Genomic DNA, 23,572 nt, shown 5'->3' with positions numbered 1-23,572 from the left:
GGTCACCGGTCGTGCGGCAGCCAGGGGCCGGGGATCAGCCGGTTGACCACCGTCACCGTGATCCCGTCGCCGAGGTTGTCGCAGGTGAGCACCAGCGGCCCGAAGACCGTCCGGTCCGCCGCGTAGCCCTCGGGCGGCCTCAGCTCCACCCAGTAGTACGTCCCCGGCCCGCCGCGGCCCCGGCAGATGCCGTCGGCCCCGGTCGTGCAGGGCTCGCCGACCGGCGTGTCCCCGCGGCCGGGGCCCGGCCAGCCGAGCCACCCCGGCCACCCCGGTCCGCCGCTGACCCGCCACAGCTGGAACGTCGCCCCGGCCAGCGGCCTGCCGTCCTGGTCCACCTTGACCAGGGTCAGCACGCCCCTCGTCGGGCGGAAGCCGAAGTCGAGGGTGTGGTCGTTCTCGCCCGGTCCGCCGGTGGTCAGCTCCCGTTCGGCGTACTTCCCGCCCCTCGGGACGACGCCCTTGGAGTTGACGAACGGGTCGCCGCCGACGTCGTGCCGGGTGGGCGCCCACTCGTACAGCGGGCCGCCCTCGGCGTAGTCGGCCGGCTCGTCCAGCCGGAGGGTGTACCGGGTGTGCGGCGCGAGGCCGCCGGTGACGTTCGAGTCGTCGAAGTAGTACTCGCCGCGCGCCGAGGTCCTCGTCGTGCCGACCAGCGCGCCCGCCCCGTCGTACAGGTGCACCGTCACACCGGGGACCGGGCGCCCGCCCGGCCGCTGGATGCCCGTGCGCCCGGGGTCGTACCAGACCCGGTTGCCGATCTGCAGCGGCGCCCGGTCGCAGAGCACCTCCAGGTCGCCCATCGAGGCGCCCTTGCCGAACGGCGCGGGCACGTCCGCCGGGTTGAGCCGCAGGCCGGTCCCCGGGGCCTGCCGGCCGTCCGCCCGCTGGACGAAGGCCGTCCCGTAGCCGAAGGCCGTGTTGTTCGGGTCGTACCCGGAGATCCCGATGGTGCTCTCGACCTTGGACAGCGCCATCCCGGCGTAGTCCGCGTTGTGGTGGACGCCGAACCGGCTGGTGTCGAAGAAGCGGGTGCCCCGGGGCGAGAGCCCGCACCCGTTGTTGGTGTCCAGCACGTACGTGCCGTTCTCCGCGCAGGCCTTGTCCAGGTCACCGCCCGACAGCACCTCGCCGACCGCGGCGCCCGAGGCCGACTGGCCCGTCGCCCGGTCGGCCAGGCGGTCGCGGAAGGCCAGCAGCATCGAGCCGTCCGTCTCGAAGCCGACCTCGGCCAACTCCGGTTCCGGCTGGGCCCGGTAGCCGGAGCAGGCCTGGCCGTTCTGCGAGGTCGGGTAGGTGTCCGTCCACGGGAACCAGCCCGCGCCGTCGCACGGGCCGCTGCCCACGGTCGACTGCCGCGGGTAGTCCAACGGCTGGTCCAGGACGGCCGGTTGGAACAGCCCGGTGGCGGGGTCGAAGGGCAGCACGACCGCCCGCAGGTCCGAGGCCCGGCCCGTCGACTCGCCCGAGCAGACGCCGCCCAGGTAGCCGACGCCGTCCTGGAGGCCCAGGCCGAACGGCCGCCAGTCCCCGGCCGAGGGGCAGCCCGGGTCCGGGACCGGGTAGACGGCCGTCGGCGCCGCGGCCGTCGCCGCGGTGGCGTCGTAGCGGTACAGCGCACGGGAGTTGAGGTTGACGACGAACAGGTCCCGGCCGTCCTCGGTGACCTTGAGCCCGCCGAGGCTCTCCCTGCCCGGCACGGCCAGGAACGCGTCGTCCGACCCCGGCGCGTGCGCCGTACCGCCGGCGTCCGGGACGGTGGCGAACAGCGTGGTGGTCTTCCGCGCCGGGTCCGTCACGTAGATCCCGCCGGCGCCGCCCGGACCGTAGTCGGTGGTGCGCTTGGCCGCCGCCGAGGAGAACACCCGCCGGTCGGCCTTGTTCCACGCGATGCCGAACAGCGTGCCCGTCTGCGCGTCGGTGGCGATGCCGGTGACGTCGACGTCCACGCCGTCCTGGCCGCGCGCGCCGTACGGGAACGACACCAGCGTGCGCTGCTCCCCGCCCTGCCAGGTGGTGTTCTGACAGGTCGTCACCAGCGGGGCGTTCTTCTGGCAGTAGTCGCCCGGGTACCAGAACCCGGTGGTGTACGCGACGTTCCGGCCGTCGGAGAGGTCGACGAACTCCTCGTTGGAGCTCAACCGGTTCGGCGCGCCGTCCAGGCCCTGGCGCGAGGCGAAGGCCGGGAAGAGCGTGCCCGGCTTCGGATTCACCACCCGGACGCGGTACTTGCCGTCGGTCGCCGTGCTCGCGGCCGGGGCCAGCGTCACCGTGCCGTCGGCGCCCGTGGTGCCCGCGGTCCTGGTGCCCGCGTCATCCGTGAGCGTCACCGTCACGCCCGCGATGCCCGGCTCCAGCGCGGGCGTCCACACGCCGGTGGCGTCCACCGCCCGGACCACCCGGACCGTCACCGCCCCGACACCGCCCTGCGCGGAGGCCTGAGGGGCCGCCACGAGTCCTCCGCCGGCCAGCACGACGGCGAAGGCCGCCGTCAGCGCGGCCCGGCGCGTCCGTCTTCTCGTCCTCTTCAAGGTTCCGTCTCCCCTCACCGACGGGCGCAGGCCCGATCCGGACAGGACCCCCAGGACAGCGGCCACCGGTCGTCCACGTCCCGCCCTCATCGCACATTCACCGGCGCGGGTGACGGAAAGCGCCGGGAAATCGCATCGAGGTCGGACACGGCCTCACTAGTTCGCATACTTCCCGACCACATCTCCGGGCCGTCCCCGATGAGACCGACGGCACGCCCGACCCGCCTGTGCGGCATGATCGGTACGCACCGCCCGCCGACGGCGGAGCCCGCCGAGAGGGAGGCCGCGCCCGATGCCCGACGGCTTGACCACCGACCTCGTACTGGGCTGCACCGTCCTGCTGGGCGCCTCCGTCCAACGGCTCGCCGGAATCGGCTTCGCCCTGGTCGCGGCGCCCGTCCTGGTGCTGCTGCTCGGGCCGGGCGACGGCGTCACGCTGTCGAACCTCGCCGCCGGGGCCATCAGCGCCGTCGGCCTGCTGGGCAGCTGGCGGCAGGTACGGCTGGCGGCGATGCTGCCGCTGATCCTCGCCGCGGCCTGCACGGTGCCGGCCGGGGTCTGGGTCGCGGCGACGGTTCCGACGCCCGGACTGCTCGTCGGCATCGGCGCACTGGTCACCCTGGCCTCGCTGCTGGTGCTGCGCGGGGTCCGGGCGGCCGCGCTGCGCGGGGTCGGCGGCGCCCTGGTCGCGGGCGCCACCAGCGGGTTCATGAACTCGGCCGCCGGGGTGGGCGGTCCGGCCGTCTCCCTGTACGCCGTCAACACCGGCTGGACGGCGCGCGAGTTCCTGCCCAACGCCCAGTTCTACGGCGTGGTGGTGAACGCCTTCTCCCTGGCGGGCAAGGGGCTGCCCGCGCTGTCCGGGACCGCCTGGTGGCTGGTGGCCACCGCGCTCGCGGGCGGCGCGGCGATCGGCCGGCTGCTCGCCGCCCGGGTGCCGGAGGCCCGCGCCCGGCTGGTCGTGCTGGGCCTGGCCCTGGCGGGCGGGCTGACCACCCTCGTCAAGGGCGTCTCGGGGCTGGACTGAAAACACCCGGCCCTCCACCGCCGTTCGACGAACCACCGGAAACCGGCCGAAACCCACCGGACACTCCGGACGCCCCCGGACGAGCCCGACACCCGTACCGACACGGACAGTTCGGGACGCCCCGGGCACTTCGGAAACCGCCCGAACGGCCCTCCGCGGACATGACATACTGCCTCGGTGACCTCAGCAGACCTGGCCGCGAAGCCGTCCAAAAGCCGTCCCCAACTGGGCCGGAAGTTCAACCTGCTGTGGTCCGCGTCGGCGATCTCATCGGTCGGCGACGGCATGCGGGACTCCGCCCTGCCGCTGCTCGCGGTGGCCGTCTCCGACTCCCCCAGCGCGGTCTCCGTGGTCTCCGTCTCCGCCTCGCTGCCCTTCCTGCTGATGTCCCTCTACGGCGGGGTGCTCGCCGACCGGGCCGACCGGCGGCGGCTGATGTGGACCATCGACGCCGCGCGCGCCGTCGTCGTCCTCGGCTTCGCCGCCTGGGTCTTCCTCGCCGACCCGCCGCTGGTCGCGCTCGCCGCCCTGGCCTTCCTGCTCGGCTGCGGCGAGACGGTCTTCTCCAACGCCGCCACCTCCGCCGTCCCCGAGCTGGTCCGCCCCGACCAACTCGACGCCGCCAACGGCCGGATGCAGGCCAACATGCTGGTCGGCGGCAATCTGATCGGCCCGCTGCTCGGCTCCGCGCTGTTCGCCGTCGCCGCCGCCCACCCCTTCGCCGTGGACGGCGTCTCCTTCGCGCTCGCCGCCGTCCTGGTCGCCGCCACCGGCCGCTCCACCGCCCCCAGCACCCGGGCCGACCCCCGACCGGTGCTCACCGAGATCCGCGAGGGCGTCGACTGGCTGCTCCGCCACCGCGACGTGCGGATGCTCGCCGTGCTCTCCACCCTCGGCGCGCTGGCCTGCTTCATGGGCACCACCATGATGGTCCTGATGGTCACCAAGGTCATCCACGCACCCGCCGCCTCCTACGGCATCGTGCTCGCGGCCGGCGCCATCGGCGGCACCGCCGCCAGCACCCTGGCCGGCCGGCTCAGCCGGCTGCTCGGCCGGGGCACCCGGATCGCCCTCGCCTTCCTGCTGATGGGCGTCTCGCTGATCCTGATGGGCCTGAGCACCTCGGTGGCCGAAGTCGCCGCGCTGTACGGCGTGATCGGCTTCGGGATCGTCACCTGGAACATCCAGGCGATCTCGCTGCGCCAGCAGGCCGTACCGAAGGAACTGCTCGGCCGGGTCAACAGCTGCTACATGCTGCTGAGCCGCCTCGGCATCATGGCCGGCGCCGCCCTCAGCGGCTGGATCGCCTCCGTCGTCAGCATCCGCACCCCGCTGCTCGTCGGCGGCGGGCTGCTGCTGGTCCTGCTGGTCGCGGTGCTGTTCCTGCTCCCGCGGATGACGGCGCTGGAGACCGTCCCGGCCGCCTCGGAGCCGTCCGACGCCGAGTAGTCTCCGCCGGGCCGTTGCGCGTCCTCCCGCCCAACGGCCGCTGTCCGCCGGTATGGTGACCGCGGGGGGTGTGCCGGGAAGTCTGGTCGGCGGGCAGCTGCTCGCCCGTCCTGAGGAGAGCCATGAACACCGACCGCCCCGCCGCCTCCGGTACCGCCGCGCCGCCCGTCGGGGCCGGCCGCGACCTCGGTCCCGGGCTCGGCCCGCTGGTGCGGGTCGACGGCAGCTGGTACATCGGCGACCACGAGAGCAAGGCGTATCTCGCCGTCCTCCCCGAGGGGTTCGAGCACCGCGTCACCGGGCGGGAGCCCTTCCTGGTCCCGTGGAAGCGCCTGATGAGCCTGAAGCTCGGGGTCACCAGCGGCCGGTTCCTCAGCACACCGGCCGGCGGACTCCTGACCGGTCACCACGCGCCCCACGAGGCGATCGGCACCCACGGCTCCTGCCTGAGCGCCATGGTCCGGCACCCCTACGACCTGTGGAGCCCCCGGTTCGTCCACCACCGGCGGTGGTACCCGGCGCCCGAGATCACGCTGCTGCACCAGCTGCTGGGGAACATCGTCGACCTCGGCCGGGTCGAACGGCTCGGCGACGACGCCTGGCTGACCTCCGTCGTCGAGGAACTGGCGGCGGACCGCCTCCTCCGGAAGTGGCGCACCAGCAAGGCCGTCGCGGACGGCGTACGGGAACTCATCGCACGCGGGGCGTGACCGCCGGGTTCGAGCGCCGCTCCGTCCCCCGATGCGCCGCCCAGGCCCCGGAGGCCGCGCGGGCGGGTGCTGCCGCCCGCGCGGTGGCCCGGCATCAGGCGGGCAGGTGGTCGGGCGGGGTGGTGGGACGGGGCCGGGCGGTGCTGAGGGCGGCCAGGGCCGGGGTGGCGGCGAGGGCGAGGCAGAGGGGCAGCGGCAGGTGGTCGGCGAGCAGGCCGGCCAGCGCGGTGCCGCCCGAACTGCCCGCGTTGAAGCACGTGTTGACCCAGGCGCCGGCGCGCGTCCGGTGGCCGGGCTCGGCGAGTTCGTCGGCAAGCAGGTAGGCGGTGGTGAGGGTCGGGGCCACGGTGAGGCCGGCCAGGGCGGCGACGGCCGCGAGGAGCGGGACCGTCGGGGCGAGGGAGGTCAGGGTCAGAGCGCCGGCGAAGGCCGCGGTGAGGACGGCGAGCCGCCGCCGGGCCGGGGCCCGCCAGTCGAGGGCGCCGAGGGCGAGGCCGCCGGTCGCGCTCCCGGCCGCCAGCGCCGCCTCCACCCAGGCGGCGTCGGCCGCCTGCCCGTGCCGCCGGGCGAAGACCACCGTCAGCAGGGCGAACGCACCGAGTCCGGCCCCGGCCCCGGCAGCCGCGGCGAGCGGCAGGCCGGTCCGGGCCGGCGGCCGCCAGGGGCGCGAACGGCCGCCGGTGGCGGCGGAGTCGGCCTCGGCGCGGTCCGGCCCGACACCGCGGACCGAGGCGGCCAGGGCGAGGGAACCGGTCAGGACGAGGGCGGCGCCCAGCACCAGTCCGAGCGCCGGGCGGGCCGTCGCCGCGATCACCCCGGCCAGCAACGGGCCGGTGACGTACAGGAGTTCCTCGGCGACGGTGTCCAGACTGTAGGCCCGGCGGCGCAGCCCGGGATCGGACAGCAGGGCGCTCCACCGCGCCCGGGTGACCGGGCCGAGGGGTGGCGCGAGCACGCCGGCCGCCACGGCGAGGGCGAGCAGGACGGGGTACGGGACGCCGGGGCGCCAGGTGGCGGCGGCCAGGCCGAGCAGCACCAGCGCGTACCCGGCCGCCATCGGCGGCAGTGTCCGGCGCGGGCCGTGGCGGTCGACCAGCCCGGCCCGGGCGGGTGAGAGCAGCACGTTGGAGGCGGCGAACAGCGCCGTCAGCCAGCCGGCCCGGGCGTACGAGCCGGTCGTGGCGGTGACGGCCAGCAGGAGCGAGAGCGGGACGACACCGTAGGAGAGGCGGCCGGTCAGGGACGCGCTGAAGAGCCGGACCGCGCCGGGGGTGCGCAGGACCGTCGCGTAGGACGAAGACATGGAGGGGTTCCTCTGGAGCTGGCGCGCGCCGCGCGCCGGTGGACCGGGACGCCGAAGGACCGCACCACCGGGGTGCGGTCGCCGCGCGGGGCCCTAGTCACGGAAGAGGAACACGGGGCCATGGTAGGGCACGTCCGTGCGGGGGCCGTCCGTTCAGGGGCACGTCCGTGCGGGCGCCCGTCCGGGACGTCGGCCGCACCGGCTCCCCGGCCGGGCTCCGCGCCGCCGGCCGCAACGGTGCGGAACGCCGGTATCTGAACGGACGTTGTGTCATATTCGTTGTGACCAAGGAGAGTTCACCGCCCCTTCCCGAGTCCCGGCGGGCTCGCCGGGATCCCATCAGGGTGCGGTCAGCACCATGTCAGCGAGCCGAGGGAGCATGTGCGGAGCGGGTCCACCCGGTTGTCCCGCGTGCGCCGATGACCCGAGGGCCGCACCGCGCCCTACCCGGAATGGAGTGTGCGACATGTCGAACCCCTTTGACGACGCGGACGGGACCTTCCTGGTGCTGGTGAACGACGAGGGCCAGCACTCGCTGTGGCCCGCGTTCGCCGAGCGGCCGGACGGCTGGGCGGTGGCCCTGGCCGAGGGGCCGCGCGAGGAGGCGCTGGCCTACGTCGAGGCCAACTGGACCGACATGCGCCCGCGCAGCTTGCGCGAGGCCTCCGCCGCCCGGGCCTCGTAGCGGCGACGTCCGATCCATCCGAGGAAGGGCCCGGCCTGCCCGCGTGGCGGCGGCCGGGCCACGTCGATTTCTCCCTCATCGACACGGAAACGGGGACCTTCATCGTGCAGAGGATTCACTTCACCGCAGCCGACCTCGCCAGAACCCGACTGAAGAGCACCATGGGCCCGCTCGTGGAATCGGCCTTCGCCTGCGACCTGCTGGACCGCGGCGTGAGCGCGCCGTACGCCCGGTGGCGAAAGCAGGTGAACGAGCGCCTCCCCCGGCGGCCGGTGCCCCGCCCGCGCAGCCGTCCCGAGCACGACGTGGACTCGCTGCTCCGGCAGGCGCTGCGGTACGCGGAGGCGCCCGACGCGCCGCCCGAGCCGTCCGGGCCGTTCGACGCGTCCGAGGCCGCCGAGCTGCCGCAGCGGCCCGGGGCGGGCGTGGACGCCTGCCTGCTGGAGGCCTGGCAGCTGGCCGTGGCGCCGTTCTGGCAGCACCTGCACGCCTACCTGGTGGCCGAGTGCGAGGCGCGCGGCCGGATCGTGATGGCCGGCGGGGTGGAATTGCTGCTGTCCACCGCGCACCCCCGGATGACCTGGCGGGCGCCGGTCCTGGAGATCCCCGGCGGGCCGGACCAGGACATCCGGCTGGGCGGCCGGGGCCTGGTGCTCACCCCCTCGGTGTTCCTCAACCACCGGCCGGGCCTGGCGATCGACGCCGAGGGGCCGGACGCGCAGGTGGTGCTGGTGTTCGCGGCCCCGCCGCACGCCCGCAAGGGGGCCCAGCTGTGGCAGGAGCGGGACAGCGGCTCGCGGCCGCTCGGCGCCCTGGTGGGCCAGACCCGGGCGGCCGCCCTCCGTACGCTGCGGGCGAGTTGCACGACCAGCCAGCTCGCCGACCGGCTGGGCATCTCGGCGGCCAGCGCCAGCCAGCACGCGGCGGTGCTGCGCCGGAGCGGGCTGATCACCACCCGCCGGGTGCGCAACACCGTGCTGCACTCGGTGACGCCGCTCGGGATGGCGCTGCTGGACGGCGGGCCGGTACGGCCGGCGGCGACGGGCTGCGAGCGGTCCGAGCGGCCGGCCCGCGGGGCCCGGCCGCGGAGCGCCTCGCACCTGCTCGCCTCGTAGGCACAGCGGGCTGGACCCCCGGCCGCCGTCCGGTGCCGGGGGTCCTCACCCTTCCCGCCGTTCCGGGATCAGCTCCGCGGCCAGGCCCGGAACTGGCGCAGCCCGTACAGCAGCGGCCGCGGGTGGTGGCGCCGTACGACCCGGCGGATCTCGCCGTAGACGGTGACGTGGTCGCCGACCCGCTGGGCCAGCACCACGTCGCAGTCGGCCACCGTGTGGGCGTCGCGCACCAGGTGCGGGCCGGCCGCCTCCGGGGCCTGTTCCCAGGGGAGCAGCTGGAACCGGTCCGGGTTGCCGGAGGCGAACAGTTCGGCGGTCCCCTGGGCGTCCTCGTGCAGCAGGTTGACCGCGAACAGGCCGCTGTCGGTGACCGCTTCGAGTGTGGGGCTGCCGTCGCGCAGGCAGACCAGGAGGGTGGGCGGGTCGAGTGAGACGCTGCACACCGCGGAGCAGGTCATGCCCCTCGGGGCGCCGTCGGGGCCGGTGGCGGACACCACGCTCACGCCCGTGGGGAACCCGCTCATCATGGCCCGGAACTCGTCGGGGGTGGCTCCCGCCGTCCCCACGGCTCCGGACGCCCCGGAGGCCCCGGCCGGTAACCGGGCCCGGTCGCCCGCGTACTCGGTCATCTCGCACCGCTTTCTGTCTCGACGGACTCCACCGGCGCCATGGCCGTCGCGCTGATCCCCTCGGCCGCCGGGCGGCCCTCCATCCGGTCGAACAGCTCCAGCAGCGGCCCGGTGGCCGCCGTGGTGACCAGTGCCATCACCACCAGGGCCAGGACCAGCGGCGCGGGCAGCACCCCGGAGGCGAAGCCGGCCTGGAGGACGATCAGTTCGGTGAGGCCGCGGGTGTTCATCAGCGCGCCGATCCGCCGGGCGGTCCGGGGCGGCTGGCCGCCGATCCGGGCCCCGAGGTAGCCGCCGAGGCCCTTGCCGAGGAAGCCCAGCAGGACGGTGCCGGCGATCAGCACCCCGGAGGTGGCGGAGAAGGCGCCGGTGAGCACGGTGACCCCGGTGACCACGAAGAAGGCGGGGGTCAGGAACTGCCCCGACCGGGAGACCGTGGACACCACCCGGGTCCACGGGCCGCCGTCGTCGTGCGGGACCGCCAGCCCGGCCAGTGCCGCGCCGAGGATCGACGTCATGCCGAGGTGCTTCATGGCGAAGGCCACCGCGAGGGCGGCCACCGCGACCAGGACCGCCATCGCCCGGGGCGAGCGGCCGCAGAGCCGGGACGCGGTCCGGGTGCCCAGCGCGTAGCGGATGGCCAGCGCGCAGACCACGCCGACGGCCAGGGCGCGCAGCGAGTGCAGCGAGCGTGCCGGGTCCCCGGCGCCCAGGCTGATGGCCAGGGAGAGCAGCAGCCAGCCGCAGGCGTCGATGACGACGGCGGAGGCCAGCGAGAGCCGGCCCGGGACGCCGTCGCTCATCCCGCGGTCGGCCAGGATGCGGGCCATCACCGGGACGGCGGTGATGGCCATGGTGACCGCGACCATCAGGAGGAAGGCCGGCAGCGGGGCGCCGCCGCGGGCCGCCCGGTCGCCGGTGAGGGCGATCAGCCCGACCAGCAGGCCTCCGGTGGCCAGCGGCGGCACCAGCGCCCCGACGGTGATCCAGGTGGTGGCGCGCCGGGGCAGCCGGTCCCGGCCGCGGCGCAGTTTGTGGGCGAGGCCGACCAGGAAGAGCACCAGGGCGGCCTCGGCGACGGTCTTGACGAGGTCGAACACCGGCCCCGGCAGCACGGCGTCGAAGGCGGGCCGGCCGGCCAGGGCGATCACGGCGGGCCCGGCCAGCAGGCCCCCCGTGATCTCCCCGATCACCTCCGGCTGCCGGAGACGGCGCGCGACTCTCCTGCCCGCCACGGCGATCAGCAGCACGACGCCGAGGACGGCGGCCGCGTGCACGACGCGTGTCAGGAGCTGGAGGACGTCCATGACGAACGGGCCCCTTTCCCGGGATCGTGGTCAGCGCATCCGGGCGAAGTAGTCGTACGCCTTGGGCAGCGTCGCGACGAGCCGTTCGGTCTTCTCCCGGATCTGCGCGAACTCCCGTTCCGCGGCGGCGCCGTCGGAGAGGTCCAGGGCCGGGGAGTGCGCCACCTCGATGCCGCCCATGCCCAGCAGGACGCTCATGTAGGAGTACGGCGGCAGGCCGTGGTAGTAGGGGAAGACCGTTTCGGAGTCCGGGAGTTGGGCCTTCCAGAGTTCGAGCCGCTCGGCCAGCGAGTCGGGGATCTTCCGGGTCTTGGTGTCCCGCCAGTACTGGGTGTCGGTGCGCTTGGCGGCGACGTAGTGCAGGACCAGGAACTCCCGTACCCCGTCCATGACATGGGCGACGGCCCGGTTGTAGAGGTCGCGCCGGACCGGGTTCCAGTCCTGCGCCGGGAAGTACTTGACCAGTTGCTCGATGGCGTGGTGGATGAAGAAGATCCCGGTGGACTCCAGCGGCTCCACGAAGCCGCTGGCGAGGCCGACGGCCACGCAGTTGCGGGACCAGGAGTTGCGGCTGCGGCCGATCCGCATCCGGATGTGGTTGGCCTCGACGTCGGCGGCGGCGGGGCCGACGAAGGCGCGCAGGGTCCGCTCGGCCTCCTCCGGCGAGAGGTAGTCCTTCGCGTAGACGTACCCGGTGCCGACCCGGCCCATCAGCGGGATCGTCCAGATCCAGCCGGCGTCCTGGGCGGTCGCGGTGGTGCAGGGCAGCACGCCGCGCTTCGCCATGTCCATCGGCACCTGGAGGGCGACGGCGCTGTCGTTGGGCAGGGTGTCCTGGTAGGAGATGAACGGCTCCTCCAGCGCCTTGTTCAGCAGCAGCCCGCGGAAGCCGGTGCAGTCGATGAAGAGGTCGCCGGTGAGCTCGCCGTGCTCGGCGGTGCGCAGTCCGCTGATCCAGCCGCGGTCGTCGAGCCGGACGTCCTGGACGTCGTCGACGATGCGCTTGACGCCTCTGTCGGTGGCGTACTGCGTCAGGTACTTGGCGAGCAGCGCGGCCTCGAACTGGTAGGCGTACGGGAACTGGGTCTTGCCCTGGTGCTCGGACATGGTGAGGCCCTGCATCTCGTCCGCGCCCTCGTCGAAGGGCTGGTCGATGAGGGCGCCGTCGAGGTGGCGGGGGCTGAGGCCGGCGTCGATGACCGAGGCCATCACGAAGCAGTCCTTGTCGAACCGGCTGGTCGGCCCCTGCTTGAGCCACCAGTCGGTGAGCGGGAAGCCGTTGACCGAGCGCATCTGCTCGAACGGGTGGTAGAAGTAGTGGCCGGGCTCGCGCCAGTCCTCGAAGCGGACGGCGAGCTTGTACGTCGCGTTGCAGGCCGGCATCCAGTCCTTCTCCTTGAGTCCGAGGAACTCGAAGAAGTGGCGGATGTCGCTGAAGGTGGCCTCGCCGACGCCCACGGTGGAGATGTTGCCGGATTCCACGAGGGTGATGTCCACCCGGTCCTCGAACGCGGCCTTCAGGTACGAAGCCGTCATCCAACCCGCTGTTCCGCCGCCTACGATCACAACCCGGTCGAGCACTGGTGACTCCTCTTCGGTGGTCCACGTGTTTCCGGCAGGGGAGGTGCCGGATACCGGCCGAGGTGGCGCCGTCGGTCGTCACCCCGCTGGTAGAAGCTGAGGGCGGCGCCACCAGAGAGTGACTCTAGGCATCCTCGTAAGGTCCGACCAGGTCATTTGGCACTGGTCGAAAGTCGCAGGTCGGATTGACCCGTACCTGTCGGACCATTCGAACGCCTGACGGGCCATCAGCGCGGTGTCAGCGCAGGTCAGCCACACTGCTGTGGCCAGATCTCCCCCGAGACGGAGCCACTCATGACGCAGCAGAGGCAGATCCCGCAGTTCGCCGTCGTCCCCGGCGCGCAGGTGCACGGCGTGCTGTCCGGCAACGAGAAGCAGACCGTCGACCTGGTCGCGGCGACCTACCGGGTGCACGGCGAGGGGGACACGGTCAACCCGCCGTCGTACTTCCTGCGCTTCCCGGACCGGCCCAGCTCGCGCATCATCGCGCTGCCGGCCTCGGTGGGCGGCGGCACGCCGGTCGACGGGATCAAGTGGATCTCCAGCTTCCCGGAGAACGTGGCCGCGGGCCTCCCCCGGGCCTCCGCGGTGCTGGTGCTCAACGACCCCGCGACCGGCTACCCGATCGCCTGCCTGGAGAGCTCGATCATCAGCGCCGCCCGCACCGCCGCCTCGGCCGCGCTCGCGGCCGACCGGCTCTCCGCCGGCCGGCCCCGGCCGCGGCGGGTCGGCTTCATCGGCACCGGGCTGATCGCCCGGCACATCCACACCTATCTGGCCCGCACCGGCTGGGAGTTCGACGAGGTCGGGGTGCACGACCTGTCCGCCGAGCACGCGGCCGGCTTCCGCTCCTACCTGGAGCGCGCGGACCCGGAGCGGGCCGACCGGGAGCAGGCCGGCGCCTCGCCCCGGATCACCGTGCACGGGAGCGCCGAGGAGCTGGTCCGCGCCTCGGACCTGGTGGTCCTGGCGACCGTCGCCGCGAAGCCGCACCTCACCGACCCCTCGTGGTTCTCCCACAACCCGGTGGTGCTCAACGTCTCGCTGCGCGACCTGGCGCCCGAGGTGCTGCTCGCCTCGGCCAACGTGCTGGACGACGTCGAGCACTGCCTGAAGGCCGAGACCTCCCCGCACCTGACCGAACAGCTCACCGGCAACCGGGACTTCATCGACGGCACGCTCCACGAGGTGATGGCCGGAAAGGTCCGGGTGCCGACCGACCGGCCGGTGGTGTTCTCTCCGTTCGGGCTCGGCGTGCTCGACCTCGCGGTCGGCCGGTACGTCTACGACTCGCTGGCCGCGCGGGGTGAACTCGCCGTCGTGGACGGCTTCTTCCACGAGCTGGACCGCTACGGCCGGGGCGCCGGGCAGTCGTAGCCGCACCTCCGACTTCCCATGGACAGCTCAACCCGCCACCTGTAGCATTCTTCTGACAGGTCGACAGATACGGGCCCGCCGTCACGGTGCGTCCCCGTCGGCCCGTCCCGGGTGGCGCGGCGAGGCCGCACCCCCGCCTCCGAGCCGGGCGCCGGATCGCTCCCCCGTCGATCCGGCGCCCCTCCGGGTGTCATGCACAGGGCGTGTCATACCATCCGCCCCCGGCCGCCCCGCCCGGCTGGTATCTCCCGGTCCGCACCGGCGTCGCGCAGACTCACCTGGACGGCTCGGAAAATCATGGGGTGCTGCTGTGGAAATCAAGCTTCTCGGTCCGCTGCTCCTGTCGCACGAGAACGTGCACTACACCATGGCGTCGAAGCGGACCAGCGTCGTGCTGACCCTGCTGGCGACCTCACCGGGGATCCCGGTCCCGTTCGACGAGATCGTGGACGAGTTATGGGGCGACCAGCCGATGGCCAATGCCCGCAACGCCCTCCAGGCGAATGTCGGCCGACTGCGCCGGCTGCTGGAATCCGTGACCGGCCGCAAGGGCGACGAAACCCTCCGCACCGCCAACGGCGGCTATCTCCTCGACGTCCCGACGGACGCGATCGACGCGCACCGTTTCCTGCGGCTCGCCGACGCGGGCGGCGATCTCGCCCGGCGCGACCCGGACCGCGCCATCGCGACCCTGGAGGAGGCGCTCGGCCTGTGGCGCGGCGGCGCCCTGATGGACTCCTGCGACGGGCTGCGCTGCCGGATCCGGGCGGCGCACCTGGAGGAGCGCCGGATCAGCGCGTACGAGGACCTGACCGCCGCCAAGCTCGCCGTGGACTCGGCCCGGGTCCCGGTGTCCGAACTGCGGCAGCTCGCCGTCGAGCACTCCGAACGGGAGCGCCTGAGCGAGCTGTTGATGCTCGCGCTCTACCGCGACGGCCGGCAGGCCGAGGCGCTGGAGGTCTTCCACAGCACCCGCCGCCGGCTCGCCGACGACCTGGGGCTGGAGCCCGGCCGCGCGCTGCACCACGCCTACCAGGCGATCCTCCGGCAGGCCGACCTGCTCGGCGAGCCGCGGCGGGTGCTCGACTTCGCCGGACCCGTACCGGCCTGATCCCGCTCGGCATATGCCCGTTCCGGAAAATCCCGGAATACCGGTTTCCGATCACCGGCCGCGCCGCGCATTCCCCCCTCCCGACCCCCGTCCCGTTCCGGCCCGTTCACGCCGCTTCCGACTGTGGACGGTCAAGGATCACTCTGTTAGCGTGGCGACCGCCTTGGATTTTTCCTGGTGGCTACGCGAGGAAGTCGGAATCGCGGACGGGGGCCCAGTGGACGTTGAGTTGAGGCATGCCAAGATCGTTACCACCATCGACCGGCTGGGCAGCATTTCCAGAGCCGCCGCCCAATTGAGCCTTCCCCAATCGAGCCTCACCGCACAATTGAAGCGGATCGAAAGAGCCGTGGGCGGCGAGCTGTTCGTACGGACCAGAACCGGAACCATTCCGACCGCCTTGGGGGAAAGGCTCATCCCGATTCTGGCCGAACTCGTCCAGCACGCGGACCGGGTGATCGCCGAGGCGGCCGCGCACTTCTCGGAGGTGTTCCGGTTCGGGAACGCCGAGTGGACGCCGCCGTCGCTGCGCAGCGCGCTCAAGTCCGCGCTGCCGGTCAAGGAGGTGCAGACCGAGACGCTCAGCCCCGACGCCGCCATCGCGCAGGTGTCCCGCGGCGCCCTGCACGCCGCGATGGTGCCCGGGGTCGCGCTGGCCGCCTCGGCCGAGGCGGACGAACCCGCCCTGGCCAGTACGGTGATCGTGCGGGAGCCCGTCTGGGTGGCGCTCCCGCACGACCACCACCTGGTCGGCCAGGAGGCGGTGAGCCCGGCGCAGCTCGCCTCGCTGCGGTGGGTCCGCTACACCCGCGACCACTGGTTCCACCCGATCGAGAAGCAGCTGTTCGCCGCCGTCGGCCGGGCCGACCTGGAGGTGCTGCACTACGTCGACGGCCACCACGAGGCGATGAACTGGGTCCGGGACGTCCGGGCCGCCGCGCTGACGCCGCCCACCGGCGTCACCCGCGAGGTGCGGCTCGTCCCGGTCTCCGTCGCCGAGGGCACCGACATGCTGCTGGTGTGGCGCAGCGACTCGGTGACCGACGACATCCAGCGCAGACTGCTCACCACGCTCCGGCGCTACTACTGCGAGTACGCCCGCACGATCCCCGGGTACTGGTCGTGGGTCACCCGACACCCGGACCAGTTCGCCGAGTTGGAGTCCTTCCTGCCGCCCCGGGTGCAGTGGGGCGGGGCCGGCCGGGCGGGCCCGGAGTGGTCCGGGCCCGGGGCCGGTCACAGGGTGGCGAGCGCCTCGGCCGGCGGCGTCCGCAGGGCGGCGCCGGTGGCCGAGACACTGGCGAGGGCGGTCAGCGCCCCGACGAACCCGACGATCGAGAGGTAGATCCAGACCGGTCCGCGGGGCAGCCAGGAGCCGTCCAGCGCCATCCGGAAGGGGGCGAGCGTGGCCGCGGCGACGAAGGTGCCCAGCACCGTGCCGACGATGGTGACGAGCAGCGACTCGATGCCGGTCATCGCCAGGATCTGGCCGGGAGTGGCGCCGACCAGCCGTTGCAGGGCGAACTCCCGGCGGCGCTCGGCGGCGGCCACCACCAGGGTGTTGACCAGGGAGATCACCGCGTACGCGATGATGCTGCCGGCCAGCAGGTAGTCCACCCAGGCGCCGACCCCGTCGCCGCCCTGGCCGGCGGAGAGCGTGGTCTGGAGGTAGATCAGCGCGGTGGACAGCCCGGTGGCCAGCATCACCGGGCTGACCGCGCCCGCGATCCGGATCCGGCGGGCCCGGGCGTTGTCCATCGCCAGGTCCCCGGTCAGGCCGAACAGCGCGCGCAGCGGGCGGTGGAACACCCCGGTGAGCACCTTGGTCAGCCCGGGGCCGAGCAGGGCGATCCCGCCCGCCCAGAGCATCGCCGAGGGGCCGGCCGTACTGGCGGCGACCTCACCGTTCATCACGGTGCCGGTGACCACCGCCAGCGCGGTGCCGCCGGCCAGGCAGAGCACCGCGAAGGCCAGCCGCGGGCCGCTCAGCCAGCGGTGCTGGAGGCGGGACTCGGCGAGCGCGTCGGCGGGCCGGGAGAGCGCCGCCCGCCGGGAGGCGATGAAGGCCGCGGTCAGCGCGGCGAGCATCGAGGTGCCGCCCGCGGTGACCATCGGGATCCAGCCGGCGTGGTAGGTGATCCCCTTCGTGACCACGCCGCTGGCCGCGATCTGCTCCAGCATCCACCCGCCCGCGAGGTAGCCCGGGACGAGGGCGAGGGCGACGGCGACGAGCGCGACGACCAGGGTCTCCACCACGATCATCCGGCGGAGCTGGCCGGGCAGGGTGCCGATCGCGCGCAGCAGCGCCATCTCGCCGAGGCGCTGCTGGACCACCAGGGCCAGCGTGGAGCCGACGATGAAGACGGTGACCATCGCGGCGATCCCGCCGAACACCGCGGACATCGAGATCAGCCGGCTGGCCGCCTGCTGGGTGCCCGGCGGGACGGCCGCGAACGGGGGCACCCGGTGGCGGATGCCGGTCTCCATCAGGCCGCCGCAGGCGGTGAGGATCACCGCGCCGAAGAACAGCGCGACGGTGGAGGCGATGAAGCTCGTCCTGCGGAACCGCAGGGTCTGCAGGGCCAGGGCGAACATCAGCGGGCCGCCTCTCCGCCGCGGGCGACGGGGGTGCCATGGGCGCCGGACGTCACCGGGGTGTCCGGGCCGTCGCCCCAGGCGCCGAGCCGGGTCATCCGCTCGGCGATGGTGTCGGCCGAGGCGCCGCTCAGCTCGTCGACGATCCGCCCGTCGGCCAGGAACAGCACCCGGTCGGCGTAGGAGGCGGCGACCGGGTCGTGGGTGACCATGACGGCGGTCTGCCCGTCGTTGTGGACGGCCTGGCGCAGCAGCCGCAGGATCTCCACCGCGGTGCGGGTGTCCAGCGCGCCGGTCGGCTCGTCGCCGAAGAGCACCGCGGGCCGGGTGATCAGGGCCCGGGCGATGGCGACCCGCTGCTGCTGGCCGCCGGACAGCTCGCCGGGCCGGTGGTTGCTGCGCGAGCCGAGGCCGACCTGCTCCAGCACCCGCTCGACGCTCTCCCGGCCGGGCCGGCGCCCGGCCAGCCGCAGCGGCAGGGCCACGTTGTCGGCCACGCTCAGCGCGGGCAGCAGGTTGAAGGCCTGGAAGATGAAGCCGATCCGGTCCCGGCGGAGCCTGGTGAGCTCCTTCTCGCTGAGCCCGGCGAGTTCCATGCCGTCCAGCGAGACCGAGCCGGAGTCCGGCCGGTCCAGCCCGGCGGCGCACTGCAGCAGCGTGGTCTTGCCGGAGCCGGACGGGCCCATCACCGCGGTGAAGGTGCTGCGGCCGAAGCCCACCGACACGTCGTCGAGGGCGACGACCCGGTTGCGCTCGTTGCCGTAGCCACGGCAGACGTTCCTCAGTCGCACGGCATCGTCGATGCCGTGCACGGTGGCGGTGGTCATGGCGACTCCGTGGGTGACCAGGACGGATGGGACGGGATGGCGCCGGACGGCGCGGATGGAACGGGTGGGACGGGTGGTTCAGAGTTCGTCGACGCTTCGCAGCAGGTCCTCGACCGATGCCAACCTGGCGGTCAGCGCCCGTAGTTCACCCCGGAGCGCCTTCTGTCCGGTCAGCGTCTCCTCGGCCAGCTGCCGGTAGGCGGCCATCGCGGCGGCGTCCGCGCGGTGCCGCTGGAGGGTGAAGTACGAGACGATGCTGACGCTGATCCCGCCGATGACGATCAGTGTGATGACGATGGCGATCACGCCGCCGCTCATGAGGGTCCCTTCTGTTCCTTCGGGCGTCGCGCCTTCCTCCGGGCGGCGCCTGGTTCAGGCGTCGCTGCCTTCGGGCGTCGCGTTGCGCCCGTCGACCTGCGCCCGGTCCTCCCGGAGGGCGGCGATGACGGTGTCGACCGTGACGCGGATGTCGAACGGAGTGAGTTCGAAGAACTTCATGGCCTTGCCGTCATCGGAGAGCTCCAGCGCGCCGGCGACCAGGCCGGCGTGTTCGAGCCGCTCCAGGTGCATGTAGAGCAGCGGCCTGGACATGCCCAGCCGCCGGGCCAGTTCACTGACGTGGACCCGGCCCTGCGCCAGTTCGCCGATGATCCGCAGGCGCTGGGTGTGCCCGACGGCGGCGAGCAGGGCCAGTAGTTCCGCGCTTGTCGGCACCCCCACCCTCTTCCTCCTACCTGAAAGTTGAGACTGACAGGTGTTGGCGAGCACTGTCAAGCCGATCAACGACCGTCAGTTGCACGTCAGTTGTCCGTCAGCGCGGGCGAGAAGAATTCAGATCATCATCTGTCGCACCCACCCCCTCACCGGGAGGCGAAATGCCCAGCACCGCGGTCGTCACCACCGAACAGCGCGCCCAGATCAAGGAGATCGTCTGCGACATCCTCGAACTGGAGGCCGACGAGGTCACCGACACCAGCCGGTTCAAGGAGGACCACAACGCCGACTCGCTGGGCGCCATCGAGATCCTCTCCTCGCTGGAGCGGACCTTCTCGATCGAGATCGACCAGGCCGAGCTGATCCGGATGGTCAACCTGGACGGTGTCGTCGCCGTCGTCCAGGAGAGCCTGTCCAAGTAGCCCGCCGCAGCGCCGAGTCGACAGAACGGAGTCAGCAATGGTGGGCAGCGGAGACCGGGAACCGCGCCGGGTCGTCATCACCGGGCTGGGCGCGGTCACCAGCATCGGCACCGGGGCGGCCGAGTTCCTCGGCGGGCTCCGCAGCGGCCGCAGCGGCGTCAAGCCGATCACGTCCTTCGACACCACGGGCTACGCCCACGCGAACGGCTGCGAGATCGACGACTTCGACCCGGCCCAGTGGATCGAGCACGGGGATCCCGAAGAGCTGGGCCGGGCCAGCCAGTTCTCCGTCGCGGCGGCGAGGATGGCGGTGGCCGACGCGGGCCTCGCCCTGGAGGAGCTCCGCGCCAGGCGCGTCCTGGTCTCGGTCGGCACCACCGACGGCGAGTCGCGCGACCTCGACGCCCTGACGGAGCACCAACTCCACCACGGCCCCGAAGGGTTGCCCCCCGTGGTGGCCCGCCGGTCGGCGGCCGGCCTGCTGTCCAGCAGCGTGGTGCGCGAACTGGAGCTCACCGACGTGGAGGCCGTCACCATCGCGACCGCCTGCGCCGCGGGCAACTACGCCATCGGCTCCGGCTTCGACGCGATCCGCTCGGGCGAGGCGGACGTCGCCCTGTCCGGCGGCGCCGACGCGGTCTGCCGCAAGACCTTCACCGGCTTCTACCGGCTCGGCACCATCGCGCCGGAGCTGAGCCAGCCCTTCGACGTCGACCGCAAGGGCATCCTCACCGGCGAGGGCGCCGGCATCCTGCTGATGGAGAGCCTGGAGTCGGCGCTGGCCCGCGGCGCGGGGATCTACGCCGAGGTGCTCGGGTACGGGCTCAACTGCGACGCCCACCACCCGGTCGCGCCGGACCGCGACAGCCTCGCCGCCTGCATCGAACTGGCCCACCGCAACGCCGGGGTGAAGCCGGAGGACATCGACTTCATCTCCGCGCACGGCACCGGCACCAAGGCCAACGACGTGACGGAGGCGGGCGCGATCCGGCAGGTGTTCGCCACCCCGCCGCCGACCGTCTCCATCAAGTCCATGCTCGGCCACACCATGGGCGCGGCCAGCGCCCTCGCCTCCGCCGCCTGCGCGCTGGCGATCAAGGAGGGATTCATCCCGCCGACGATCAACCACCGGCAGACCGACCCGGAGTGCGGCCTGGACCCCGTCCCCAACCGGGCCCGCCCCGCCGAGGTGCGCATCGTGCAGAACAACGCGCTGGCCTTCGCCGGCAACAACGCGGTGCTCATCCTCGGCGCGTACCGAGCGCACCCGGACGCATGAGCGCGCCCACCCCCCGGCTGCGCAGGGCCGCCGAGGGCCCCGACCCGGTCCGGGTGCTGCTGCTGCACGGCCTGGGCGGCAAACCCTCGGTGTGGAGCCCGCTGGTCCGGCGGGCCGGGGCCGCCTTCGAGCTGTGGGACGTCGAACTGCCGTGGCGCGCCCAGTCCGAGGGCGACGGCTGGGGCGCCCGGCCCGACCCCGGCCGGTTCCTGGTCGAGCTGCTGGACGAGCGCTTCGACGCCGTCGTGGCCCACTCGTACGCGGCGAACCTGGTCGTCGAGGCGACCGCGGCCGGCCGCACCGCGCCCCGGCCGACCGTGCTGATCAGCCCCTTCTACCGGCCCAGCCCCAAGGACTTCGACTGGTCGGTGATCTCGTACTACCTCAACGACTTCCACCGCGTCTTCGAGGAGGCGCTGGAGGTCGGCGAGACCGCGCGGTTCGCCCGGTCCCACCGCGACTGGATGGCGCGCCAACTGCGCGACCAGGTCGGGCCGTACGGCTGGATGCGGTTCTTCGAGGCCTACCTGCGCTCCCCCACGCTCGACCTCGGCGCCGTCGGCTCGCCGCTGCTCGTGCTGTCCGGGCAGCGGGACACCGCCGCCCGGCCCGAGGACGGCCGGGCCCTCGCGGCCCGGGTGCCCGGGGCGCGGTACGAACTGCTGCCGGGCTGTCGGCACTTCCCGATGGTCGAGCGGCCCGACCTGGTCACCCGGCTGGTGTGCGAGTTCCTGCGCGCCGCCGTGCCCGGGGCGCCGCACGCCGACGTCACCACCCTCTCACCCCAGGAGTTGCCATGACCAGCAGTGCCCCCGCCGCCGACCCGACCACGCGGGTGCGGCTGCGCCCCCGCTACGAGGGCTCGAACATCTGCACCTGGATCGGCTTCAAGCACGTCAACTACCTGGTCGAGGAGGCGGTCTACGACCACGCCCGGCAGCACGGGTTCCCGCCCGGGGAGCTCTTCGAGCGGTACGGCCTGGGCGTCGACCTCACCGATCTCGACACCAAGATCCTCACCGCGCTGCACATCGACGACGTGGTGACGGCCACCGTGCGCCGGCTGCCCGCCCAGGACGACGGCGGGCTGCGCCTGGGCGTGGAGCTGACCGTGGAGCGCTCCGGCGAGACCGTGAAGGCCGTCGCCGCCAAGGCCACCGTCCACCTCCGCTCCGACCCGCGCGGCCACGCCGTCGCCGAACCGCCCGCCGAGCTCGTCGGACTCACCGTCGACCGGCTGGGCGCGGGCGCGGCGCCCGTCCCGCTGGAGCCCGGCACCGACCCGCTCGAGCAGCTGACGGCGGGCCGCAACGCCTTCGGCTGGGCGTGGCGGATGCCGTACTTCTACTGCCACTTCACCGAGCGGGTCCAGATGTCCGGGTACCTGCGGCAGATGGAGGAGGTCGTCGACCTCTTCCTGGCGGACCGCGGCGTCTCCATCAAGACCCTGCTGGACGAGCAGGACTGGATCCCGGTCGTCCCGCACTCCCGGATCACCCTCCTCGACGAGGCGCTGATGGAGGAGACGCTCTACACCGTCTACACCGTCGAGAGCGTCTTCAAGCGGCTGACCTACACCGCGCGGATGGACGCCTACGTGCTGCGCGACGGCGTCCTGGTGCCGACCGCCACCGGCCGGATCACCCACGGCTGGGCGGTGATCGAGAACCGCCGCGACTGGAGCCTGGTCGACTTCGACGACCGGCTGACCGACGCCCTGACCGGCAAGGCGGGCAAGGCCCTCGGCCGGGGCCGGGCATGACGGCGACCGACAGCCGGGCCCGGGCCCGGCCGGCCGGCCCGGACCGGGCGGTGCCCGAGCCGGTGTTCTCCGCCTGGTCGGCGGTCTCGCCCTTCGGGGTCGGCGCGCAGGCCTTCGGCGCGGGGCTGCGCGCGGGCGCCGGCGCCGTCGCCGCACTGGACCGCACCGCGTACCCCGGCCCCTACGAACAGGCCGCCCTGGTACCGGACTTCAGCGCCGCCGCGGCCCTCGGCCGCAAGGGCACCAGGACCATGGACCGGGTCACCGCGCTCGCCGTGCACACCTTCGGCACCCTGCTCGACGGCTGCGGGCCCGGCCTGCTGGACCGCCCCGAACGGGTCGGCCTGGTCCTGGGCACCGGCTCGGGCAGCGTGCAGAGCATCATGGACTTCACCAAGGACTCGCTCACCGGCGACCGCCCCTACCTGGTCGACCCGGCCAGGTTCCCGAACACCGTGATGAACCGGGCCGCGGGCCAGTGCGCGATCTGGCACGGCATCAAGGGGCCCAACAGCACCATCGCGGGCGGCTGGTCGGCCGGCCTGCTCGCCCTCGGCTACGCCGCCCGGCTGTACCGCGGCGGGCACTGCGACCGGGTGCTGTGCGGCGCCGCCGAGGAGTACTCGGTCCAGCGCGCCTGGCTGGAGTGGCACAGCGCGGGCGAGGACGGCCGGACCCCGCTCGGCGAGGGCGGCGTCGCCTGGCTGCTGGAGTCCGCCGAGCAGGCGCGCGCGGCGCACCGCCCGGTCCTGGCGCGGCTGCTCGGCACCCGCTTCCGCGCCTACCACCGGCCCGAGCAGGCCGCCGGGGCGCTGACCGACTGCGTGCGCGCGGCGCTCGCCGAGGCCGGCGCGGACGGCCGGGACGTACGCCTGGCGGCCCCGCTCGGCGGACCGGACGAGGAGGCGGCGGTGCGCGCGGCCCTGCCCGCCGGGGCGGAGCCGCAGTGGCTCCGCTGCCGGCCGCTGCTCGGCGACGCCTCGGCGGCCGCGACCGGCCTCCAGCTGGCGGCGGTGCTGGCCGCGGCCGGCGAGGGACGGCTGCCCGAGGGCGGGCTGGCACTGGTGACCTGCGTCGACCGGGACGGCACGGTCGGCTGCGCGCTCCTGGGCGGCTGACCGCGGCGGCCCGGACACGGCGGGGCCCGG

General features: G+C 73.6%; 22 protein-coding genes and 1 pseudogene. 14 read left to right on the top strand and 9 right to left on the bottom strand.

Annotated elements, in window-relative coordinates; genetic code table 11:
• Positions 1-2 precede the first annotated feature (2 nt).
• Positions 3-2,531: an SdrD B-like domain-containing protein gene (locus AMK13_RS14390; RefSeq protein ID WP_241852875.1), complete on the bottom strand. Its 2,529-nt coding sequence runs from the start codon at positions 2,529-2,531 to the stop codon at positions 3-5.
• A 292-nt stretch (positions 2,532-2,823) separates the two neighbouring features.
• Here AMK13_RS14390 and AMK13_RS14385 point away from each other — a divergent pair, with 292 nt between their 5' ends.
• The 3 genes from AMK13_RS14385 to AMK13_RS14375 all read left to right on the top strand — a co-directional run bounded on the left by AMK13_RS14385 (position 2,824) and on the right by AMK13_RS14375 (position 5,717).
• Entirely contained in the window at positions 2,824-3,558 is a 735-nt protein-coding gene (locus AMK13_RS14385) for a sulfite exporter TauE/SafE family protein (protein WP_074002451.1), read from the top strand.
• A 177-nt stretch (positions 3,559-3,735) separates the two neighbouring features.
• Complete coding sequence (locus tag AMK13_RS14380; protein WP_074002450.1) at positions 3,736-5,007, top strand: MFS transporter; 1,272 nt, start codon at positions 3,736-3,738, stop codon at positions 5,005-5,007.
• A 122-nt stretch (positions 5,008-5,129) separates the two neighbouring features.
• Positions 5,130-5,717 (top strand): hypothetical protein, encoded by a 588-nt coding sequence (locus AMK13_RS14375; RefSeq protein ID WP_074002449.1) that lies wholly within the window; start codon positions 5,130-5,132, stop codon positions 5,715-5,717.
• 94 nt (positions 5,718-5,811) lie between these two features.
• On the opposite strand, the gene AMK13_RS14370 is transcribed toward AMK13_RS14375, so the two are convergent.
• Positions 5,812-7,020: an MFS transporter gene (locus AMK13_RS14370; protein ID WP_074002448.1), complete on the bottom strand. Its 1,209-nt coding sequence runs from the start codon at positions 7,018-7,020 to the stop codon at positions 5,812-5,814.
• A 466-nt stretch (positions 7,021-7,486) separates the two neighbouring features.
• On the opposite strand from AMK13_RS14370, the gene AMK13_RS14365 reads away from it, so the two are divergent.
• Positions 7,487-7,705: an MbtH family protein gene (locus AMK13_RS14365; protein ID WP_074002447.1), complete on the top strand. Its 219-nt coding sequence runs from the start codon at positions 7,487-7,489 to the stop codon at positions 7,703-7,705.
• 104 nt (positions 7,706-7,809) lie between these two features.
• Positions 7,810-8,820: an ArsR family transcriptional regulator gene (locus AMK13_RS14360; protein ID WP_079272109.1), complete on the top strand. Its 1,011-nt coding sequence runs from the start codon at positions 7,810-7,812 to the stop codon at positions 8,818-8,820.
• Between the two features lie 68 nt (positions 8,821-8,888).
• Here the strand turns inward: AMK13_RS14360 and AMK13_RS14355 are convergent, their stop codons facing one another.
• From AMK13_RS14355 to AMK13_RS14345, 3 genes are read right to left on the bottom strand one after another with little or no spacing between them, the layout of a single operon-like run.
• Positions 8,889-9,449: a flavin reductase gene (locus AMK13_RS14355; protein WP_079272108.1), complete on the bottom strand. Its 561-nt coding sequence runs from the start codon at positions 9,447-9,449 to the stop codon at positions 8,889-8,891.
• On the bottom strand, positions 9,446-10,756 hold the full coding sequence (locus AMK13_RS14350) for a cation:proton antiporter (protein WP_074002445.1): 1,311 nt from the start codon (positions 10,754-10,756) through the stop codon (positions 9,446-9,448). The genes AMK13_RS14355 and AMK13_RS14350 overlap by 4 nt, the downstream gene beginning before the upstream one ends.
• Before the next feature lie 30 nt (positions 10,757-10,786).
• Positions 10,787-12,337, bottom strand: a complete 1,551-nt coding sequence (locus AMK13_RS14345; protein ID WP_074002444.1) for a tryptophan halogenase family protein — start codon at positions 12,335-12,337, stop codon at positions 10,787-10,789.
• Between the two features lie 294 nt (positions 12,338-12,631).
• On the opposite strand from AMK13_RS14345, the gene sbnB reads away from it, so the two are divergent.
• The 4 genes and pseudogenes from sbnB to AMK13_RS14330 all read left to right on the top strand — a co-directional run bounded on the left by sbnB (position 12,632) and on the right by AMK13_RS14330 (position 16,170).
• The gene (sbnB, locus tag AMK13_RS14340) at positions 12,632-13,714 is read left to right on the top strand and encodes a 2,3-diaminopropionate biosynthesis protein SbnB (protein ID WP_074002443.1); all 1,083 of its coding nucleotides are present in this window, start codon (positions 12,632-12,634) and stop codon (positions 13,712-13,714) included.
• Positions 13,715-14,024: 310 nt separating this feature from the next.
• Positions 14,025-14,825, top strand: coding sequence for an AfsR/SARP family transcriptional regulator (locus tag AMK13_RS14335; RefSeq protein ID WP_234348407.1), 801 nt, complete (start codon positions 14,025-14,027; stop codon positions 14,823-14,825).
• A gap of 13 nt (positions 14,826-14,838) precedes the next feature.
• Positions 14,839-15,222: pseudogene (locus tag AMK13_RS44775) on the top strand (helix-turn-helix domain-containing protein); the annotation flags it as partial.
• A gap of 3 nt (positions 15,223-15,225) precedes the next feature.
• Complete coding sequence (locus AMK13_RS14330) at positions 15,226-16,170, top strand: substrate-binding domain-containing protein (RefSeq protein WP_241852889.1); 945 nt, start codon at positions 15,226-15,228, stop codon at positions 16,168-16,170.
• On the opposite strand, the gene AMK13_RS14325 is transcribed toward AMK13_RS14330, so the two are convergent.
• The 4 genes from AMK13_RS14325 to AMK13_RS14310 form a co-directional block, all read right to left on the bottom strand.
• Positions 16,062-17,420, bottom strand: a complete 1,359-nt coding sequence (locus tag AMK13_RS14325) for an ABC transporter permease (RefSeq protein ID WP_049652161.1) — start codon at positions 17,418-17,420, stop codon at positions 16,062-16,064. The genes AMK13_RS14330 and AMK13_RS14325 overlap by 109 nt on opposite strands.
• On the bottom strand, positions 17,420-18,247 hold the full coding sequence (locus tag AMK13_RS14320) for an ABC transporter ATP-binding protein (protein WP_074002441.1): 828 nt from the start codon (positions 18,245-18,247) through the stop codon (positions 17,420-17,422). The genes AMK13_RS14325 and AMK13_RS14320 overlap by 1 nt, the downstream gene beginning before the upstream one ends.
• A 78-nt stretch (positions 18,248-18,325) precedes the next feature.
• Positions 18,326-18,565: a hypothetical protein gene (locus AMK13_RS14315; RefSeq protein ID WP_049652159.1), complete on the bottom strand. Its 240-nt coding sequence runs from the start codon at positions 18,563-18,565 to the stop codon at positions 18,326-18,328.
• 54 nt (positions 18,566-18,619) lie between these two features.
• Complete coding sequence (locus tag AMK13_RS14310) at positions 18,620-18,961, bottom strand: ArsR/SmtB family transcription factor (protein WP_049652158.1); 342 nt, start codon at positions 18,959-18,961, stop codon at positions 18,620-18,622.
• 161 nt (positions 18,962-19,122) lie between these two features.
• Between AMK13_RS14310 and AMK13_RS14305 the strand changes: the two genes are divergently transcribed.
• Genes AMK13_RS14305 through AMK13_RS14285 form a run of 5 tightly spaced genes read left to right on the top strand, consistent with a single transcriptional unit; the run spans position 19,123 to position 23,542 of the window.
• Positions 19,123-19,383 carry an acyl carrier protein gene (locus AMK13_RS14305; protein ID WP_049652157.1) on the top strand — a complete coding sequence of 87 codons (261 nt, stop codon included), beginning with the start codon at positions 19,123-19,125 and terminating at the stop codon, positions 19,381-19,383.
• A 37-nt stretch (positions 19,384-19,420) separates the two neighbouring features.
• Positions 19,421-20,662: a beta-ketoacyl-[acyl-carrier-protein] synthase family protein gene (locus AMK13_RS14300; protein ID WP_074002440.1), complete on the top strand. Its 1,242-nt coding sequence runs from the start codon at positions 19,421-19,423 to the stop codon at positions 20,660-20,662.
• Positions 20,659-21,462, top strand: coding sequence for an alpha/beta fold hydrolase (locus AMK13_RS14295; RefSeq protein WP_074002439.1), 804 nt, complete (start codon positions 20,659-20,661; stop codon positions 21,460-21,462). The genes AMK13_RS14300 and AMK13_RS14295 overlap by 4 nt, the downstream gene beginning before the upstream one ends.
• The gene (locus tag AMK13_RS14290; RefSeq protein ID WP_074002438.1) at positions 21,459-22,424 is read left to right on the top strand and encodes a hypothetical protein; all 966 of its coding nucleotides are present in this window, start codon (positions 21,459-21,461) and stop codon (positions 22,422-22,424) included. Before AMK13_RS14295 ends, AMK13_RS14290 begins: the two co-directional genes overlap by 4 nt.
• Positions 22,421-23,542, top strand: coding sequence for a beta-ketoacyl synthase N-terminal-like domain-containing protein (locus AMK13_RS14285; protein WP_198959343.1), 1,122 nt, complete (start codon positions 22,421-22,423; stop codon positions 23,540-23,542). The genes AMK13_RS14290 and AMK13_RS14285 overlap by 4 nt, the downstream gene beginning before the upstream one ends.
• The last annotated feature ends 30 nt before the right edge of the window (positions 23,543-23,572 follow it).

This window comes from Streptomyces sp. CB02056, assembly GCF_001905545.1.
Classification (GTDB): Bacteria; Actinomycetota; Actinomycetes; order Streptomycetales; family Streptomycetaceae; genus Kitasatospora.
This window is presented reverse-complemented; position numbering and strand designations above follow the sequence as displayed.